Source organism: Proteocatella sphenisci DSM 23131 (genome assembly GCF_000423525.1).
Lineage (GTDB): Bacteria > Bacillota > Clostridia > Peptostreptococcales > Filifactoraceae > Proteocatella > Proteocatella sphenisci.
In genome coordinates this window covers 1-19,927 of the sequence record NZ_AUID01000018.1, presented here as the reverse complement: position 1 = coordinate 19,927, position 19,927 = coordinate 1, and the positions used below count along the sequence as shown (strand labels likewise).

Annotated in this window: 18 protein-coding genes and 1 riboswitch; of the genes, 13 read left to right on the top strand and 5 right to left on the bottom strand. The window is 35.2% G+C overall.

Annotation, left to right across the window (positions count from 1 at the left end; all coding sequences use genetic code 11):
• The first annotated feature begins 199 nt into the window (after positions 1-199).
• A complete protein-coding gene (locus G558_RS0107905; RefSeq protein ID WP_028829697.1) occupies positions 200-823 on the top strand; it encodes a PHP-associated domain-containing protein in 624 nt (207 codons plus the stop codon).
• Positions 824-833: 10 nt separating this feature from the next.
• Here the strand turns inward: G558_RS0107905 and G558_RS0107900 are convergent, their stop codons facing one another.
• The 3 genes from G558_RS0107900 to G558_RS0107890 all read right to left on the bottom strand — a co-directional run bounded on the left by G558_RS0107900 (position 834) and on the right by G558_RS0107890 (position 3,211).
• Positions 834-2,063 carry a glycosyltransferase family 4 protein gene (locus tag G558_RS0107900; RefSeq protein ID WP_028829696.1) on the bottom strand — a complete coding sequence of 410 codons (1,230 nt, stop codon included), beginning with the start codon at positions 2,061-2,063 and terminating at the stop codon, positions 834-836.
• A 52-nt stretch (positions 2,064-2,115) separates the two neighbouring features.
• Entirely contained in the window at positions 2,116-2,307 is a 192-nt protein-coding gene (locus G558_RS0107895) for a hypothetical protein (protein ID WP_028829695.1), read from the bottom strand.
• A gap of 157 nt (positions 2,308-2,464) precedes the next feature.
• Positions 2,465-3,211, bottom strand: a complete 747-nt coding sequence (locus G558_RS0107890) for an ATP-binding protein (protein WP_028829694.1) — start codon at positions 3,209-3,211, stop codon at positions 2,465-2,467.
• Positions 3,212-3,377: 166 nt separating this feature from the next.
• Here G558_RS0107890 and G558_RS0107885 point away from each other — a divergent pair, with 166 nt between their 5' ends.
• Entirely contained in the window at positions 3,378-4,052 is a 675-nt protein-coding gene (locus G558_RS0107885) for a Crp/Fnr family transcriptional regulator (RefSeq protein ID WP_028829693.1), read from the top strand.
• A gap of 72 nt (positions 4,053-4,124) precedes the next feature.
• Here G558_RS0107885 and G558_RS0107880 read toward each other — a convergent pair whose 3' ends face one another.
• Positions 4,125-5,519, bottom strand: coding sequence for a YjiH family protein (locus G558_RS0107880; protein ID WP_028829692.1), 1,395 nt, complete (start codon positions 5,517-5,519; stop codon positions 4,125-4,127).
• Positions 5,520-5,767: 248 nt separating this feature from the next.
• Here G558_RS0107880 and secA point away from each other — a divergent pair, with 248 nt between their 5' ends.
• The 7 genes from secA (at position 5,768) to ytvI (ending at position 13,806) form a co-directional block, all read left to right on the top strand.
• Complete coding sequence (gene secA, locus G558_RS0107875) at positions 5,768-8,464, top strand: preprotein translocase subunit SecA (RefSeq protein WP_028829691.1); 2,697 nt, start codon at positions 5,768-5,770, stop codon at positions 8,462-8,464.
• Positions 8,465-8,470: 6 nt separating this feature from the next.
• Positions 8,471-9,569, top strand: a protein-coding gene (gene prfB / locus G558_RS0107870) for a peptide chain release factor 2 (RefSeq protein ID WP_156888534.1) whose coding sequence is annotated in 2 segments (ribosomal slippage) — positions 8,471-8,545 and positions 8,547-9,569 — 1,098 coding nt in all. Because the reading frame shifts where the segments join, the coding sequence is not laid out codon by codon here.
• A gap of 90 nt (positions 9,570-9,659) precedes the next feature.
• Complete coding sequence (locus G558_RS0107865) at positions 9,660-10,133, top strand: nucleoside deaminase (RefSeq protein ID WP_036931806.1); 474 nt, start codon at positions 9,660-9,662, stop codon at positions 10,131-10,133.
• Positions 10,117-10,935 (top strand): PHP domain-containing protein, encoded by an 819-nt coding sequence (locus G558_RS0107860; protein ID WP_051188590.1) that lies wholly within the window; start codon positions 10,117-10,119, stop codon positions 10,933-10,935. Before G558_RS0107865 ends, G558_RS0107860 begins: the two co-directional genes overlap by 17 nt.
• Before the next feature lie 13 nt (positions 10,936-10,948).
• Positions 10,949-11,539, top strand: coding sequence for a hypothetical protein (locus G558_RS0107855; protein WP_028829687.1), 591 nt, complete (start codon positions 10,949-10,951; stop codon positions 11,537-11,539).
• A gap of 53 nt (positions 11,540-11,592) precedes the next feature.
• The gene (locus tag G558_RS0107850; RefSeq protein WP_028829686.1) at positions 11,593-12,687 is read left to right on the top strand and encodes a DUF362 domain-containing protein; all 1,095 of its coding nucleotides are present in this window, start codon (positions 11,593-11,595) and stop codon (positions 12,685-12,687) included.
• Between the two features lie 15 nt (positions 12,688-12,702).
• A complete protein-coding gene (gene ytvI, locus G558_RS0107845; protein WP_036931804.1) occupies positions 12,703-13,806 on the top strand; it encodes a sporulation integral membrane protein YtvI in 1,104 nt (367 codons plus the stop codon).
• 65 nt (positions 13,807-13,871) lie between these two features.
• On the opposite strand, the gene G558_RS0107840 is transcribed toward ytvI, so the two are convergent.
• On the bottom strand, positions 13,872-14,570 hold the full coding sequence (locus G558_RS0107840) for a response regulator transcription factor (RefSeq protein ID WP_051188589.1): 699 nt from the start codon (positions 14,568-14,570) through the stop codon (positions 13,872-13,874).
• A 164-nt stretch (positions 14,571-14,734) separates the two neighbouring features.
• Here G558_RS0107840 and G558_RS0107835 point away from each other — a divergent pair, with 164 nt between their 5' ends.
• The 4 genes from G558_RS0107835 (at position 14,735) to G558_RS0107820 (ending at position 19,840) form a co-directional block, all read left to right on the top strand.
• A complete protein-coding gene (locus tag G558_RS0107835; protein WP_330363821.1) occupies positions 14,735-15,547 on the top strand; it encodes an ABC transporter ATP-binding protein in 813 nt (270 codons plus the stop codon).
• Positions 15,548-15,570: 23 nt separating this feature from the next.
• Positions 15,571-17,556 (top strand): COG1361 S-layer family protein, encoded by a 1,986-nt coding sequence (locus G558_RS0107830; RefSeq protein ID WP_028829682.1) that lies wholly within the window; start codon positions 15,571-15,573, stop codon positions 17,554-17,556.
• Positions 17,557-17,568: 12 nt separating this feature from the next.
• The gene (locus G558_RS0107825; protein WP_028829681.1) at positions 17,569-18,894 is read left to right on the top strand and encodes an ABC transporter permease; all 1,326 of its coding nucleotides are present in this window, start codon (positions 17,569-17,571) and stop codon (positions 18,892-18,894) included.
• Positions 18,895-18,961: 67 nt separating this feature from the next.
• Positions 18,962-19,077: riboswitch (FMN riboswitch) on the top strand.
• Between the two features lie 157 nt (positions 19,078-19,234).
• The gene (locus tag G558_RS0107820; protein WP_028829680.1) at positions 19,235-19,840 is read left to right on the top strand and encodes an ECF transporter S component; all 606 of its coding nucleotides are present in this window, start codon (positions 19,235-19,237) and stop codon (positions 19,838-19,840) included.
• The last annotated feature ends 87 nt before the right edge of the window (positions 19,841-19,927 follow it).

Below are 19,927 nucleotides of genomic sequence, written 5' to 3'. Positions count from 1 at the left end.
TCTGACATCATGGATTTTTGTTAAAGAAACATAGTATAAGAAAAAATAGGTGTTTGGTTTAAATAAACTGAACTCTATTTTTTTGTTTGAATATGTATAAATAAAATCTATAATATCTATTATTATTATCAATTGGAAAATTAATCATCATCATAATATAATTAAGAGGGATAAGTAATATTAAAAAAGGAGACCTTTTATGCTTATAGATATGCACGTTCATGAAATGAGAAATTCTTCTGACAGTTTTATGTCCCTTGAAGAAATTGTTGAAAAAGCCAAAAATATTGGACTCGATGGAGTATGTATAACAGATCACGAAAGCATGGGTCTGAGGGAATATGCGGACATGTATTCAAAAAAAACAGGTTTTCCTATTTTTGTAGGTGCAGAATATCTTACTGAAGAAGGGGATATACTTGTATTTGGGATAAATAAGCTACCAGAAAAAGAAAAGCTTCCTGCTCAGGAATTTATAGATTATGTAAAGTCTGAAGGAGGAGTATGCATAGCTGCCCATCCATTCAGGAATAACAACAGAGGACTTGGTGAAAATCTAAAGACATTAAAAGGACTCTCGGGCATAGAAGTCCTAAATGGAAGTACCTCTTCAGAGGCAAATGATATTGCAATGAGATACTGTACACAATTAGGGCTTGCACCTTTTGGAGCAAGTGACGCTCACAGTGTAATGCAGATTGGAAAATATGCTACAAGATTTTTTGAAAAAATAAGTACTGTATCTGAACTTGCAGAAGCAATAAAAAATGGAAGATGCATGCCTGAAATAAGAAGAGAATATCTTATGGTAGAAAATGGATAAAAGAGCCTCATTAGGGCTCTTTTATTATTTTATCAGCTACATGAGCCCAGGTAAATCTGCTCATGTCTACTTTACATTTTCTTTTTTGCATAATTTTGTTTTTTATTACTGAATTTTTGATAGAATCAGCAAGTCTTGCTTCAAAAGAAGGAAGCTCACTTTCTACAGGTTCATCCATATTTTTCATAAGAGGAAGCTCTACATATTCTACAGGAGAATTTTTAATATTGCCCTCAATCCAGTCTCTAAGCCCTGGAGTAGCTGTTGTAACGGCATGAAGTCCGCATGCTATAGCTTCAATAACAACAAGGGGAAGACCTTCATAGAATGAAGGAAGGACAAACAGGTCTGATCTGTTAAATTCTTTTGAAAGCTGGTCATGGTTTAATATACCAAGAAACTTCACTTTATGAGGCGAATCAGAGGCAGCTTCTTTTATGTGAGCTACATCATATAAACTGCCATTTCCACCAGCAAGGCTTAGTTTTATTGACTTGTAGCCTATGTCTTGAGGATCTATAGATGAAAGTGCATGGATAAGCTCTACAAGGCCTTTTTTTCTTGAAATCTTGCCGGCATAGATTATTTTCAGAACTTCATTATCTATATTGTTATCATTAGATTCTAAAGTAAAGATATCAGGGTTATAGCCAGTTCCTATTATTTCCAGTTTTTCTGAAATATCTTGTCCCAGAAGATTTATTATTTCATTTTGCTGATAATCGTGAAGAGCATATATTTTACTTAGTTTTCTAAGTGAATTTATAGTTTTGTCGTTGTATAAATAGTGGCTCTTCAGCTGCCTGAGGCATGTTCCGTGGCATACTCCTACAACCTTGTATTCACTAAAATATTCAGCTGTTATACCGGTAAGCAAATAAAGATGATGGCATATTATAAGGTCTGGTTCAAAATCACTGACTGCAGCAGATATTCTTTTTATATAAGCATTTTTAAAGAGTTCAAAATCCTTTTCGCTCATATCTTTATATCTTGTACTAGAATATGGCATTTCATCGCTCATGCCTGGTATTTCAAAAGGAATTTCATCAGTATTGTAAATTACTGGATAGGCCTTAGCATTAATATTATTTATTAATTTGGACTCTTGGAGGTTGCTTATACCGCACACAATAGCTTGAGAATGACCCATCTTTTCAAATGCTTTTATAAGTTCGCTTAAATATACACCACTGCCGGTATAAAAAGGTTTTTGAGCTGTTATATTAAGTATTTTCATACAAATAAACCACCCTTCAGTAAAATAAAAACTGTTACGTTAAGAGCAACAGTTAAAATTCAAGAGATGCCTTTGTCTGAAGTATTATCTTATCTTTTCTTGGCATGACAAGAATTTCAGAATCATTTGAAAGGACTATCATCATATCATTGTTTGGTTTAAAAAGATCTTTGTTTCCTTCAATAAGTTCACTGGCTTCACTGAAGTCTGTTTTTGTAAGATTTATATTTATTATATTTTTCATAAAAACTCCTAAAAAATCTAAAATAGTTATTATTTTCTACTGTCATTGTAACATATTTTAAGGATCTATAAAATATATATTGGACTAAAAATTTTCAAAGCTATACAAAAAACTCTGCCTGTGATTTTTCACAAGGCAGAGCAGTGTCAATAATAAATTAATTCTCGAGTATTCTTCCGTCAGAAGATATAGTAAATATTTGCCATGGAATAAATTTTCCACTTTCTTTTAGAGCGCTTACAGCTGCTTTTTCAATTCCGCCACAGCATGGAACCTCCATTCTTACTATAGTTACACTTTTTATATTATTTTCTCTTATGATAGCTGTCAGTTTTTCTGTATAGTCTCCTTCATCAAGTTTTGGACATCCTATAACTGTTATTCTGTTCTTTATAAATTTATTATGAAAATCTCCATAAGCGTAGGCTGTACAGTCAGCCGCAATCAGAAGGTTTGCATTTTCAAAATAAGGGGCATTTACAGGAAGCAGTTTTATCTGAACCGGCCACTGCCTTAACTGGGAATCCGAGGAAGCGGCACCTGAATTATCATAAGAAGGAGCAGATTTTGCAGCTTTAGGTGCGGAAAGTATCGAAGATCGAGATATTGCCTTTGCCTGAGACCCCGCACATCCGCATTCTTGACTGTGAGAATCTGGAGATTCTTTTGCTGCAACTCTTTTAGGAGCTATTTCTTTATTGTACTGTGCAGCTTCTCTTTCTTCAAAAGTAATTGCATTTGTAGGACAGACTGGAAGGCAATTTCCTAAACCATCACAGTAATCATCTCTGAGAAGTTTAGCTTTTTTATCTATTATAGCAATAGCACCCTCATGACATGCATTTGCACAAAGTCCACATCCAACACATTTTTCTTCGTTAATTTTTATAACTTTTCTTATCATTTTATCCTCCTGGATTAAAGGTGGACGTCACGTCCACTTATATATAAATATATATTATTATCATTATTTGTGTTTGTAATCTTATATATTTATGATACAATAAAAAACAAAAAACCGATGTTGCATATGCAACAAAAATCCAAAAAATAATACAAGGAGAATGCTTATGACAAAAAATCACCTTGAATACATACCACTTTTAATGAATAACAGACTTTTTGAAGGCATTAGCTCTGAAGATATTGAAAATATCCTGGTTTGCCTTAATGCTTTTGTAAAAAACTATGAAAAAAAAGAAACAGTAATAAGAGAGAATGAGCCAATACCGGGGATAGGAATAATACTAAGGGGAAGCATTCAAATAAGTAAGACGGATTTACTGGGGAATATAAATATAATAGCAGAACCTAAAAAAAACCAGCTTTTTGCTGAAACTTTTGAAGCGGCTGGAATACACATAAGTCCGGTAAGAGTTACTTCAAAAGAAAGTACAAAAATACTTTTTATACAATACGGTAAAATGATGAATATGTGTTCAAATTCATGTGTTTTTCACTCCCGGATGATTGTTAACATGATGAAGATAATCGCAGTAAAAAATACGGAGCTGAATAAAAAAATAGATATACTTTCTAAAAGGACTATCAGAGAAAAGCTTATGGCTTATTTTTTGATGGAAATGAATTTGCAGGGAAAATCAAGAAAAATAAGACTCGCTTTTAGCAAGACTGATCTTGCAGACTATATTTGCACAGACAGGAGTTCTATGAGCAGAGAAATTTCAAGAATGCAAGAAGACGGGATAATACAAGTTAAAGGAAGGGATATAACAATAATATAAAACAAAAAAAATAAAATCCGGCAGAATCATGAGATTCCAACCGGATTTTTAAAAGTCAAAGGTATCATGTACTTAAAGATAAAGTATATGGGTGAGAACGGCAACTATAGGTATAGCTATAAGGGTCCTTAGAACCCATAGAGTAAGAATGTCCTTTAGTTTTGCTGGTATTCCAAAAAATATGATTGGAAGCATGGTCTCTGTAATATAAAGTACCTGAACAAGTGATACCATAAGGACAAAGAACCTTGTTCCTGCATACTGTGAGCCAGATATAAGTATAGAAGGAAGAAAAAGGTCTATCCCTCCAACGAGTATAGCCTGAGTAGCAATAGAGGCATCAGGAATTCCAAGCATAGAGATAAATGGCGTAAAAGGAATACTAAGTATCTTTATAATTGGAGTAAACTCACTTATGGCTAGTCCTGCAATACCTATTGTTATTACCATAGGTATTACTTTTAGTGTTATAAGGCAGCCATCAATGAATCCTTTTGCCATTTCAGGCACCAAGTTTGGTGAGCTATCTGCTTTTATAAGGGCATTACTGAATCCTTTTTTAACCTGTGCAAGGTTTAAATGAAGATTTTCTTTTCTCATCTCCGTGGTTTGAACAGAACCATCTGAATATACATCAGGGTACTTTGATATAGGTGGTATGCGACATACTATTGCTGCAACTGAATATGTTACAAGGCAGTAAAGCAGGAAGATCATACCAAAATCTTCCAGTAGTCCGACATAACCTATAAGGAACGCACAATAGCCAACAGAATTAAGGCTGAAACTGGATGAGATAAAAAAAGCTTCTTTAACTGTGTAATGTTTTTCTTTGTAGAGTGAGGCCGTGAACATTATTCCAACTACGGCAGCACCTACTATGGAAGCAATGGTATCCAAAGCACTTTTTCCAGGAACTCGAAACACAGGTCTCATAAAAGGTTCCAAAAAAGCACCTATGGCTTCTAAAAGCCCATACCCTGCCAGGAGTGGTAGTACAGCACCTGCAACTGGGACTATGCTTATTGTAAAATTAAGGGTTTCGCCAATCATTACTCCACCGGTTTTTTCGCTGTAGGCAAATTCCCATCCAAACTGGAAATAGTACATGAGAGCGAATATGGAACCTAAAAGATAGAGTACAAAGTGAAATTTAGTATCTTCTCCAAAAAATCTCTTTACGGCATTATCGCTTTTACAGAGATAATTTGAATATATGTACCCGGACAACATTATAAGTGGGCAAAGGGTTATAAGTGGCTGAACCATATTTCCAAGTATCATTTCAAGAAAAAAATCTTTATAGATTATTTCAAAAAGAAGACGTCCTTTTATGGGAACAAAAAATATGGTAATGCCAAGGCCAGATGCAAATAAAAACTTCAAAAGACACTTCCAATATGGTTTTTTTAAGACAGGTTCATCGCACGAGACGACGACAGGTTTGGGTATTACAGCTTCTTTCATAATAAACTCTCCATTTCTTTTAGTTAATGAATAATTTAACAAATAATGCTTTTTACCTGATACCTATGACATTCTTATAATAATTATAACATAAAAAATAATCAAAATCAAAAACCAGAGAAAAATGTTTCACGTGAAACATTTTAATTGTCAATAAAATGAAAAAATACTGTAAAAAAACGAGAAAAAATGCCAAATATGTGATAAAATTAATTATAAATTTCATAATATAGAAAGAGGTAAATACTTTGGGATTATTAGACAATATACTATCAAAGAGAGAAATTAAAAAACTTGAAGCTTGTGCTCAAAAAATAAATGCTTTAGAGAGCAGATTTGAAGCCATGACAGACAGCGAGCTAAAGGCAATGACTCCTGAATTTAAAAATAGACTTCAAAATGGGGAAACAGTAGACGATATACTTGAAGAAGCTTTTGCTGCGTGCAGAGAAGGTGCAAAGAGATCGCTTGGAATGAGACATTATGACGTACAGCTCATGGGAGGTATGGTACTCAACAGCGGAAGGATAGCTGAGATGAGAACAGGAGAAGGAAAGACTCTTGTGGCAACTCTTGCTGTATACCTCAATGCCCTTGAAGGAAAAGGTGTACACGTAGTTACAGTCAACGATTATCTTGCAAAGAGAGACTGTGAATGGATGGGTAAGCTCTACAACTTTATGGGACTTACAACAGGAGTAATAGTTCACGGTATTACTAATGAACAAAGAAGAGCGGCATACAGGGCTGACATAACATATGGAACAAACAATGAATATGGTTTTGACTATCTGAGAGACAACATGGTAATATTCGAAAACCAGAGAGTCCAAAGACCACTTAACTATGCCATAGTAGATGAGGTCGACTCTATACTTGTAGATGAGGCGAGAACTCCACTTATAATATCTGGTGCCGGAGACAAGTCAACATCACTTTACACAACTGCTAACAGCTTTATACAGCTGCTTAAATTAGAAGAAGACTATATAGTGAATGAAAAAGACAACGCATCTTCACTTACAGATGAAGGCCTCGAAAAAGCTGAAAAATTCTTTGGAGTGGATAGTATGACAGACATAGCTAACATAGAGGTATATCATCATATAGGACAGGCCCTTAGAGCAAACACACTGATGAGACTTGATGTGGATTATGTTATAAAAGATGGAGAAATTGTTATAGTTGACGAATTTACAGGCAGGCTTATGTTTGGAAGAAGATACTCTGAGGGACTTCACCAGGCTATAGAGGCAAAAGAAGGCCTTAAGATACAAAGAGAATCAAAGACACTTGCAACTATAACTTTCCAGAATTACTTCAGAATGTACAAAAAACTTTCAGGTATGACAGGAACAGCAAAAACCGAAGAAGATGAATTCAGATCAATATATAAGATGGATGTAGTTCAGATTCCAACAAACAAGCCGACACAGAGAAACGATATGGATGATGCGGTATACAAGAATGTAGAATCTAAATTCAGGGCAGTAGTCGAGCATGTAGCAGAAGTACACAAGACAGGACAGCCTATTCTTATAGGAACTATCTCCATAGAAACTTCAGAAATGCTTTCAGAGATGCTTAAAAGAAAAGGCGTAAAGCATGAGGTACTGAATGCAAAAAACCATGAAAAAGAAGCGGATATAGTAGCTCAGGCAGGTAGATACGAGGCAGTTACAATAGCTACAAACATGGCAGGAAGAGGAACCGATATAATCCTTGGAGGTAATCCTGAAATTCTTACTGTTAAAGAAATGAAAAAACGTGAATACGAAGAACATCTTATAGCTGAGGCGAGTGGATTCAGTGCAACTGATGACGAAGAAATAAAAGAAGCAAGAAAAGTCTATCAGGAAATACTTGCTCAAAAGAAACTTGAGCTCAAAGAAGAACAGGTAAAAGTAATATCTGCAGGAGGACTCTTTATATTAGGTACAGAAAGACATGAGTCAAGACGTATAGACAACCAGCTGAGAGGTCGTGCCGGACGACAAGGAGACCCAGGAACTACAAGATTCTTTATATCCCTTGAAGACGAACTTATGAGGCTATTTGGAAGCGAGAGAATACAAGGAGTTGTAGAAAAACTTGGAATGGAAGAAGAAGATGCAATAGAGCACAAGATGCTTTCAAAATCCATAGAAAGTGCTCAAAAGAAAGTCGAAGGAAAGAACTTCTCTATCAGAAAGAGTGTACTTCAGTATGACGACGTAATGAACAAGCAAAGAGAAATAATCTATGCAGAAAGAAAACGTGTACTTGAAGGCGAGAATATAAAACCTGAAATATTAGAGATGATAGATGCGCTTGCAGATGACATTGTAGACAAATTCTGTTCTGAAAAAACCTATCAGGAAGAGTGGGATATTAAAGGACTTAAAGAAAAAATCAATCAGCAGTTTGCAGCAGACATAAATATAGAAGAAGAAATATCAAATATAGACAACCCAAGAATGAAAACGCTTATAAAAGACATGGCTCGTAAAATCTATGAAATGAAAGAATCCATGCTTCCAGAAGAAGAATTTAGAGAGCTTGAAAGAGTAATACTGCTTCAGGTAGTAGATTCAAAATGGATGGACCACATAGATTCTATGGATCAGTTAAGACAGGGAATGGGTCTTAGAGCAATAGGACAAGAAGACCCTGTAAGAGCCTACCAGATAGAAGGTTTTGATATGTTTGACGCTATGACGGAAAGCATAAAAGAAGAAACTGTAAAATACCTTATGAGTTTCCAGATTCAAAAAGAAGAAGAAAAACAACAAGTACAGATCCAAAGAAAAGCAGTAGTAGATCTGGACAAAATAAAAGAAGGTTTTGAAAATTCTCTTGAAGAAAAAAGCTCAACACCTAAAAAAACAGACAAGGTAGTTGGAAGAAATGAAGAGTGTCCTTGTGGAAGTGGGAAAAAATACAAAAAATGCTGTGGAAAGGATTAGTAAAATATGCTAAATTATGCAGAACATAAGATTAAGATGGAAAAAATACAAGAATCCCTCAGCGAAATAAAGGTGTCACTTTGACATAGAAAGACTTTTGAAAGAAAAAGATATAATTGATAATCAGATGCAGTATCAGAGTTTTTGGGAAGACCTTGAGGGCAGCCAGAAACAAGTCAAAAGAAATAAAGAGATAGAAGAAGTACTTGAGGACTACGAGGACGCACAAACAGGTGTTCTCGACCTTGAGGTTCTCTTTGAGATGGCTCAAGAAGACGAGTCAATGGAAAAAGAACTGGAAAAAGAACTTCAAACCATACATGAAAAAATAGAAGAGCTCAAGCTTGAAACCATGCTCGATCAGGAACATGACAATAGCAACGCGATACTTTCCATACATGCCGGAAGTGGGGGACTTGATGCACAAGACTGGGCAAAGATGCTCCTTAGGATGTATACCAGATTTGCACAGGAAATGAAATTCAAGGTAAAAGAGCTTGATTACAATCAAGACCCAGAAGCTGGCATAAAATCAGTTACCCTTAGGATATCAGGAAAAAATGCATATGGATTTTTAAAATCAGAAAAAGGTGTTCACCGCCTGGTGAGGATGTCACAGTTTGACTCTTCAGGGAAAAGACACACTTCATTTGCATCCGTAGATGTAATACCTGAGCTTGATGATACCGTAAATATAGATATAAATACCTCAGACCTTAAGATAGACACATACAGATCAGGAGGTGCTGGGGGTCAACATGTTAATAAGACAGACTCAGCTGTAAGAATAACCCACCAGCCCACAGGAATAGTAGTGCAGTGTCAAAATGAAAGGTCCCAGCTAATAAACAAAGATGTATGCATGAAGATGCTGATGGCTAAATTAATAGATCTAAAGAAACAAGAACATAAAGACAAGATAGAAGATCTTCAGGGAGAGTATTCGCAGATAGGATGGGGAAGCCAGATAAGATCCTATGTTTTTCAGCCCTATACCCTTGTAAAAGATCATAGGACCGCAGAAGAATCAGGAAATGTAAATAGCGTAATGGATGGAAACATAATGCCATTTATACTTGCATATCTAAGAAATCAAAAAATGTAACAAGTGTCACATTATCCACAGTTTGAGAAAACAATCTGTGGATAATGTGGATAAGTCGGAATTTTATACACAAAAGTGAAAAAGGAAATTATGAATAAATATATGAGAGCCGCTTTTTCAGAGGCGCTAAAGGCTTATAAACAGGGAGAAGTACCGGTTGGATGCATAATTGAAAAAGACGGTGAAATAATAGGGCGAGGCCATAACCTTGTGGAAAAGTCTAAATTGGCAACAGGGCATGCAGAAATAATAGCTATTGAAGAAGCTTGCAAAAATATAGGAAGCTGGAGACTTACAGGCAGTAATATTTATATAACTCTTGAACCATGCATAATGTGCACAGGCGCAATACTCCATGCCAGGATAAAAAATATCCACATAGGTGCACTTGATCCGGTAAGAGGAGGAGCCATAAGTAAGGTACCAATAATATCAGAAGAACTGATTCCAGGCGATAATATGCTTATAATAGAAGAAAGCAAAGCCTGTTCATATATACTAAGCAGATTTTTCAAAAATCTGAGGATAAAAAAGGATAAGAAAAAAAGTGAAGAAAATATTTAAATCAGACAGCCATATTCACACAAGAAATTCTGATGGGTACGATGACATAGACACTATTATATCCATGGCAGAGCAAAAAGAGCTGTCACACATAGCTGTCACAGACCACGATACCTTTAGGGGTTACGATGAAATTCACACTAAAACCACATTATCAGGTATAAAAACAGTTAAATCTATTGAGATATCAGCAATAGACCCTAATACTGGAAAAAAGATACATCTTCTTGGATACAATATAAAAGAAGATGATATTATAAACAGGCTTTGTGGCCCAATGATAGAGCAGAGAAACGAAAAAGCCAGGAGACAGATAAAAGAGCTGGGAGCCTTAGGTTATGATATAAGCTATGAGCAGCTTTATGAATTCTCAAGAGGATATATATTCAAGCAGCACATATTTGATGTATTGTACAAAACTGGCCAGACGGAAGCTATGTTTCCTCATATAAACGAAACTCTTTTCAAAAATGGAGGAAAGTGTCAACATAATATGGAATACATCGATATAAGAAAGGCTCTAAGAGCAGTAAAAGATTCAGGAGGCTATAGCGTCATAGCTCACCCTGGTCAGCAGGATAATCTTTATATAGTGGATGAGCTGGTAAAAGAAGGACTTGATGGTCTTGAACTTAATCATGTATCCAACAGCGAAGAATACAAAAAGCAAATAACAGAAAAAGCTTTAAAATATGGGCTTATTCTTACAGGTGGCAGTGACTATCATGGGATATATTCAAAAAGAGATGTAAATATAGGGGAATATCTCTGTGAGCATAGTGCTCATATAATATTTCAGTAATTATGGAGGAAAAATGGATTTTGTAAAAGATTTGGGAAGAAAGAAAGAAAATAAAAAACTGAGCCATATAGACAATAATAATATAATAGAGAATTATAATATACTTGTAGAAAAATACAATGAAATCAATGGTTTTTCTCAGCAAGTTGTAGAAAAACACAATGTACTGGTTGAGAAATATAACAAATATATAGAGGATAAAGAAAACGAAAAAATAAGATATGAAGAAGAAATCAGGCTTCAAAAAAATATAACACTTAAAATAGAAAATAAATTTTCAGAACTGCAAAAACATGTAGACAGGCTTTTGGAATCATATGAAAATCTTGAAAAGGAAAGTCTCAGACTAGAAGAAGTTAACACAAGTCTTGAAAAATATATTGAAATAATGGATAAGACTAAAACGGCATCTGTTAAAAATGAAAGAGGTGCGGGAAGAAAAAAGAAATATAATCAGCAGCAGATTGACAGGATATTAGAACTTAAAAACTCAGGAAAAGAATATACAGAAATTGTAGATTTACTGAATCTGGAATTTAAAGACAGGCAATGGGGTATAAAAGAAGTCAAATACGTTTTCACAAGGTACAAAAATTCAATTTAATTTAATTTCAAATTAATTATATGAAATTATAAAGAAGAATGTGAGGAGATAAAATGGAAAAATCAAAAGTGTATTTCAGTGATTTGTATGCAACTTCAAAAAATAATAACATGTCGGCAAATCTTAAAAAACTTTTTGACAAGGCTGGATTTTCAGATATAATATCTGAAAATGACCAGGTGGCAGTAAAGCTTCATTTTGGAGAAAAAGGAAATGTAACCTTCCTTAATCCTGTGAATGTAAGGCAGATCGTTGACAAAATAAAAGAATCAGGCGGAAAGCCATTTCTTACAGACACCAATACCCTTTATTCAGGGTCCAGAACAAATTGTGTAGATCATATCCAGACTGCCATAGAAAATGGATTTGCATATTCTGTAGTAGGAGCGCCAATAATAATAGCAGATGGAATGTATAGCAGAAATTCTGAAAACGTAGAGATAAACAAAAAGCACTTTAAAGAAGTCAAGATTGGCGGAGAAATTTACAATTCAGATTCAATGATAGTTATATCGCATTTCAAAGGACATGAAATGGCTGGCTTTGGAGGAGTAATGAAAAATCTTGCCATGGGTTGCGCTACAGCTCCTGGGAAACAGATGCAGCATTCTGACATAAAACCTCAGGTAGATCCTGAAAAATGTATAGGATGCAGAAAATGCGTTTCAATATGCCAGACAAAGGCAATTTCTATGGTTGAAAAGAAAGCAGTAATAGACAGTCAAGTATGTTATGGATGCGGGGAATGCATAGTAGTATGTCCAGTAAGGGCCATATCAGATCAATGGGCTACAGACAGCAACATATTTCTTGAAAAAATGGCAGAGTATGCATACGGAGCAGTTTCTAACAAAAAAGGAAAAGTTGGATACATAACCTTTGTTATGAACATAACTCCACTTTGTGATTGTGCAGGATGGTCAGGAAGACCAATAGCAAATGATATTGGAGTACTTGCCAGTAAAGACCCGGTTGCACTCGAAAGAGCCTGCCTGGACCTTATAACAGAGTCTGCAGGTAAAGATGTATTCAAAGAAGCACATAGCGGAGTAAATGGAGATGCAATAATAGACTATGCTGAAGAAATGGGCATGGGAACACAAAGTTATGAGCTTATAAACATTCATACTGGAAAAAATATTTTCTAAAAAAGAAGGTGTTAAATGGATACTATTGATAAAAATACCAACAAAAACAATACAGAGAGAAAACGGGCATTCATAATAAATATAATTTATTATCTAGCAATATCTGCAATTGCTTTTTTGGCACTAAAATATGGTTTAGAGTGGATGTTGCCCTTTATCATAGGTTTCATTATAGCAAGTATGCTAAAGCCTGTAATAAAAAAAATTGAAAGTAAAATACCCATCAACAAAAAGCTGCTTGCAGGGCTGGTGGTACTTGTTTTCTATGCAACTATTGGAGTACTTATAGGATTAGTTTCTGTAAAACTTTTTGTAAATACAAGAGATGTTTTTGCAAAACTTCCAGACATTTACAAAAGCAGTATAGAGCCCTCTATATATTCGGGTTTTGAATTTTTAGTTTACTGGTTCAGTAAACTAGACCAAAGTGCAGGCCAGGGTCTTAATGATATTATTAAAAGTTTTTCAACATCTCTTGGAAATATAATAACTTCTATATCCTCTGGAACGGTTGGTCTTATTACAAATATGCTTTCCTCCGTACCTTCATTTTTTGTAAAGCTTGTATTTTCAATAATTTCATCTTTTTATTTTGCTATAGATTATGATCTTATATCAAAATTCCTAAGAAGGCAGCTTTCAAAAAAAGCGGATCATCTCCTTATGGATATTAAAACATATACTTTGCAGACTCTTTTAAAATTCTGTAAAGCCTATGGAATAATAATAGGAGTTACTTTCGTAGAACTTAGCATAGGATTTTTGATACTTGGGGTAGAAAAAGCATTTACCATTGCAGCCTTGATAGCCGTTCTTGATATAATCCCTGTTTTAGGAGTGGGAGGAATCTTGTTTCCATGGGCACTGACACAGCTCATAAAAGGGAATGTGACATTTGCTATAGGTCTGATCATAACATATATAATAGTACTTGTAGTAAGAAACATAATAGAGCCAAAGGTAGTTGGAAACCAGGTAGGGCTCCATCCGGTAGTAATGCTCATATGCATGTTTACTGGAGTGAAAATTTTTGGTTTTCTGGGACTTTTTATAATGCCTATAATTATAATAATTCTCAAAAATCTAAATGACAGCGGAAAAATCAAGATATTTAAATAAAAAAACAACCCGGCAGCTATTATTAGTGCAGGGTTGTTTTTTAGTGCGCCCACTGTTAAAGATGATTATTTTACAGTTATTTTAAAACCATGTCCACGCACGGTTTCTATTTTGACATTTGATTCAGATTGAGCAAGTTTTTTCCTAAGACGTTTAATACAGTCATCAATTGCTCTTGTCTCAATAAGATCAGAAGGAAAGCCCCATATATTACTAAGCATTTCATTTCTGCTGGCTACCTCATCGCTTTTATCTATAAGATAAAGAAGAACTTCAAACTCCTTATTAGTAAGATGCAAAATCTCAGAACCAGATATAGCTTCATGACGTCTTAGATTTATGACTATATCTCCAAAATAGTACATACATTCGCAATTCTTCTCATTTTCGAACTCTATTCTTCTTAGAATGGAGTTTACCCTGGCAACAAGTTCATTTGAAGATACTGGCTTGACAATATATTCATCACATCCCATATTAATTGCAGTTACAAGATCATTATCAAGAGTTTTTTCAGATATTATAATTACAGGGACAGTACTTTTTATTCTAATTACAGAACAAAGATTGAATACCTGGATATCAGAATGAGAGACATTTATTATTATAAATCCTGCGTCATTTTTATTGAAATCACTTAGAAATTCATCCTGGCTATGGAACGTTTTAACATAGAAGCCTTTATTTTTAAGGATTTTTACAAACTCCTGGTCTATATTCTCCGCAATATCTACAATATGGATAGATTTATCAGTAATTTTCATGTAAACCACCTCGATTCAGATAAAAGATTGAATATAATAATTATGCTCATACTATTATATTACCCATAATAGTGGGGTATAAGTCTCAATTTAAATAAAAACGTCTAAAAATTAAAGATAGTACTTAGAAAGCTTAATATTTTTGTAAAGAAATAAGAATACTTATGATGTATAATAATCGTTGTGAATCAAAATTCAAATGCTACAAACCAAAGGAGGGGATTAGCATAAATAAACCACTTATAGAAGTAAAGCATGTAAGAAAAGTATACCGAATGGGAGATGAAAAAGTAGTAGCCCTGGATGATATAAGTCTGGATATATACAGAGGTGAGGTAGTGTGTTTTCTGGGTAAATCAGGATCAGGGAAATCAACTTTTTTAAATATGGTTGCAGGACTCGAAAAACCTACAAAAGGTGAAATAATAATAGGAGGAGTACCACTTCATAAACTAAACGAAGAACAGGTGACTATGTTCAGACAGAAAAATATAGGATTTATATTTCAGTCTTACAACCTTTTGCCAATGCTGACGACACTTGAGAACGTATCATATCCTCTGATTTTGCGAGGTATGGATAAAAAAGAGAGAATAAAAAGAACACTAAGATCCATTGAAGAAGTAGGATTAAAGGGCTATGAAGAAAGAAAGCCCAGTCAGATGAGTGGGGGTCAGCAGCAGAGGGTAGGTATTGCAAGAGCCCTTGTTGTAGAACCCAAGATTATCTTTGCGGATGAGCCTACAGGCAACCTGGATACAAAAACTACAGAAGTAATAATGAAGATAATGCTCGACAAGGTAAAGTCAAATAATCAGACACTTATAATAGTCAGTCATGACAGTACCATAGCAGAGTATGCAGATCGAATAGTTACAATTCAAGATGGAAACATATTAAGCATAGAAAAAAATGAAAATATAAGGACTCCTCAGACTGAAGATGTTCTGGGAGATACGAAAAAACTTGAAAATTAGAAAATTATTTGAAAGGAATTAACATGAAAAAGAGAATATTATCCCTTATATTGACTCTTATGCTTGCCATGACAACAGGGATTTATTCCGTTGCTTATGCATATACTAAAGTCAGTGTAAAACAGACAAAAGGTTCAATTGCCTCGGAGGGCGATACCAAAGCAACTTTGATAGTGGAAATAGAAAACACTACAGGCGAAACGCTCAGAGGAGTAAAGGCTAAACTTGGAGCAGGGGAACTGACATATTCGCCTTACAGCGATGAGGAAGTCACCGTTGGAGATATGGACCCCGGAGTTAAAAAAACGGCGCAGTGGATTATCAATGTTACTGGACTCAACCTTGAAAAGGTATATAAGATGCCAGTTACAGTTACTGATGCAGGAGGCGAGATAGGCAAAACTGAAGCGAGCATATATCTGGCAACAGTAAATGAAATAATAGATCCTGAGCCTGGCATAAACTATAATCCTCAGATGGCACTTACAGTCAAAGCGTCTAGTGGGGCACTGGTAAGCGGGAAAACAAATGAATTAAGTCTTACAATAATAAACAGAGGAAACTCGCCGCTACTTGATCTTACAGCATCAATAGGAGCGCTTGGTGAAGGTATGAGTCTTAAAGACTCTCCAACAGAAATAAGACTTGGATCGATTTCAATGAGCAATTCAGAAAAAACAGCAGTCTTTCCTATATATATAGAAGACAGCTATGAGGGAGGCAACATACCATTTACTTTTACAGTAAAGGGTAATGACCCTAATGGAAAAGAGGCAGTATTTACAAAAACAGAGTATATTACAGTAATAGGTGGGACATCAGATACAGACAGCCTTGAGATAAGCAATGTAAAAGGCCCTCAGGAAATTGCTCCAGGCAAGGATTTTAAAGTGGATTTTAAAGTATCTAACACTGGATCATCAGAGCTAAAGAACATAAAAGTTACTTTAGAGCCAACAGCGCCTGTAGTAAACAAAACAAAGAATATATTTGTCTCAAATTTTGCTCCTGGAGAAGTCAAGAGCTACAGCGTTACAATGTTCTCGGCTTCAAATACTGAAGCAAAAAACTATCCAATTAAAATAACAGTAGAGACCTCAGACAAAGAACCTAAATCAATCAGCCAATATACAGGTATATATGTAAAAGGAGACACAAGCTCAAAGACAGTACCTCAGCTTATGATAAGCAATTATGACTATGGGGCAAAAGTTGTTGAAGCAAACAAAGCATTTAACCTGGGAATAACCCTTAAAAACACAAACAAAAATCAGAGCATAAGCAATATAAAGGTATCTCTGAGTGCAGACGAAGGAATATTTATACCTGTAAACTCAAGCAATTCGTTTTTTATAGACTCCATATCTCCAGGTGGTACTGCTACAAAGACAATAACACTCACCAGCAAACCAGACGCACCTCAAAAGACAGTATCTATATCGGTTGATATGACCTATGAAGACAAAGACGGAAACCCTATAAGTGCAAAGGATAACATATCAATACCACTTGTTCAGGATCTGAGACTTGTAATAGATGATATAGGCCAACCCTCAGAATTGTATGTAGGACAGCAGAGTTCGGTTTCAGTCCAGTACTATAATATGGGAAAAACGGCACTTTCTAACTTAAGAGTAACTGCAGAAGGGACTAACATAGATTTTTCTCAGTCGCCAGCAACATTTGTAGGAAACTTTGAAGCAGGAAAAAATGAATATTATGATCTGAGCATAATTCCGATTAACCAGGGTCCTGTAGAAGGTAAGGTTATATTTACATTTGAAAATGCGGCAGGAGAAGAAAGTAAAATAGAAAAGCCATTTAGCTTTATAGCACAGGAAATGCCAGTTATAGACATGCCTGACGACGGAGAAATGATACCAGAAAATACAAACAGCAAGTATATAAAATATGGAATTGTAGCAGCACTTCTTGCAGCAGGAGCATTTATAATTTACAAAAAGCGCAAAAAGAAAAAGATGGATGACAGTCTGGATATAGAAATATAAGGGGGTTACAATATGAATTTCACAGACCTTATGGTCATGGGGTTAAAAAACCTTCTCAGAAGAAAAACCAGAAGTATTCTTGCTATAACGGGAGTTATAATTGGAACATGTGCAATAACAGTGATGGTATCACTTGGAATAGGATTAAGCTCCAGTTTTGAAGAACAGATAAAGAGTTTTGGAAATCTCCACACTATAGATATATATGCTGGTGGCGGTATGGTGATGGACTCAGGTGGAAATCAAAAACAGGCCAAGCTCGATGACAAGGCTATAGCTGAAATAGGATCGTTTAAATCGGTAACGGCAGTAACCCCTATGGAATCAATCTATCTTAAGGTAGGTATAGGAAAATTTGTAGCAGGAGTAAACGTAACAGGGGTGGATCCAGATGTTTTTGAAAAATTTGGATATAAACTTAAAGAGGGTCGAAATCTTAAAGGGAATGACAAAAATGCAATTCTTTTTGGAAGGAACGTACCCATGTGGTTTTATAATCCTTATTCCAACTCGGGGGGATACAATGACTCAGGAGAGCCACCTGTAAACGTTATGTCTAACAGGATAAAACTTACAGCTGATCAAAATTATGGAGAGAGAAGTAACAGTGACATTTCAGGCGGTGAAAAGGTAGATTATCCAATATATGACGCTCAGGGTATTGGAATACTTGAAAACGAGAATGATGATACAAGCTATACTGCATATATGAATATAGAAACCGTCAAGAAAATAAATGAAGAAACTATGAAGGCTCAGGGAAATTATCAGAGTAAAAAAAAGGAATACACAAATGCCAAAGTTTATGTAGAAGATATAGACAAGGTTAAAGAAATTTCGGCACAGATAAAAGACATGGGATTGCAAAGCTTTAGCCTCAATGATATGCTCGATGAAATGAAAAAAACATCAGGCATGATACAGGCAGTGCTTGGAGGCATAGGAGCTGTATCTATGCTGGTGGCAGCCCTTGGAATATCAAATACAATGATAATGTCAATTTACGAAAGAACCAAAGAAATAGGCATAATGAAAGTGATAGGAGCAAATATAAGAGATATTAAATATCTCTTCCTTTTTGAAGCTGCCTTTATTGGATTCCTCGGTGGGACAATAGGTCTGATTCTCAGCTATGGCCTTTCAACGGTATTAAATGCCTTTCTTGGATCTGCATTTGGGGAGTCTATGGGGATGGGAGGATCAGCCATATCTATAATTCCAATTTGGCTTGCACTATCAACTCTCGCATTTTCTACCAGTATTGGAGTTCTTGCAGGATATCTTCCTGCAAAAAGAGCAATGAACCTGAGTGCCCTTGAAAGTTTAAGGAATGAATAATAAAAAAAATAATAATGTAGACAATGGTATTTACAAATTTATAACAATGTACTATAATGAAAGAGAAATATGTCTTCGGGGCAGGGTGAGATTCCCTACCGGCGGTAAAGTCCGCGAACCGTAATTGGTTGAACTTGTGAAATTCAAGTACCGACAGTAAAGTCTGGATGAGAGAAGATTGTTAGCAGAACTGAGGTTTTGATGTAATTTTAATTACATTAAAACTAATGACTGGTATAGACAATTAACCCCAGGTGATATTCACCTGGTTTTTTTTACTCATAATTTTATTACCCTCAGACATTATTAAAATTATATTTTAATAATAAGGAGAATAAAAATGGAAAACAGAATTGAATTAAAAAAAGGTGCCAGAATGGAAACCAAATCAGTTGTAAAAATAGGTATGCTGTCAGCAATTGCATACATCATAATGTTCCTGGAATTTCCAATTCCAATATTTCCTGCATTTCTAAAGCTGGATTTTTCAGATATCCCTGCATTAATAGGAGGCTTCGCCATATCTCCACTTGCTGGAGTATTGATTCAGCTTATAAAAAATCTCATACACCTCATAACAAAGACATCAACAGGAGGGGTAGGAGAACTGGGAAACTTTATAGTAGGAGCTTCATATGTGTTTGTAGCAAGTTATCTTTACAAGATTCATCATAACAAAAAAGGAGCTATAATAGGGTGCCTAGCAGGAATTGTAGCTATGACAGTAGCAGGTGCATTTTTCAATCTTTTTGTACTACTTCCATTTTACTCAAAGATAATGCCCGTAGAAGCTATAATTGCAATGGGAAGCATGATAACTCCCCTTATTCATGATTTACCTACGCTCGTACTCTATGGCATAGTGCCCTTTAATATATTCAAAGGGATAGCAGTGAGTATAGTTACAATTCTTATATATAAGAAAGTATCTCCGGTATTTAAGTAAAGATTGTATAAATCAAAAAAAGGGGCTGTCGGGAAATAGCCCCCAAAGAAAAAAGCGACTAGTTCGCTTTTTTTAATGCAAAAAAAA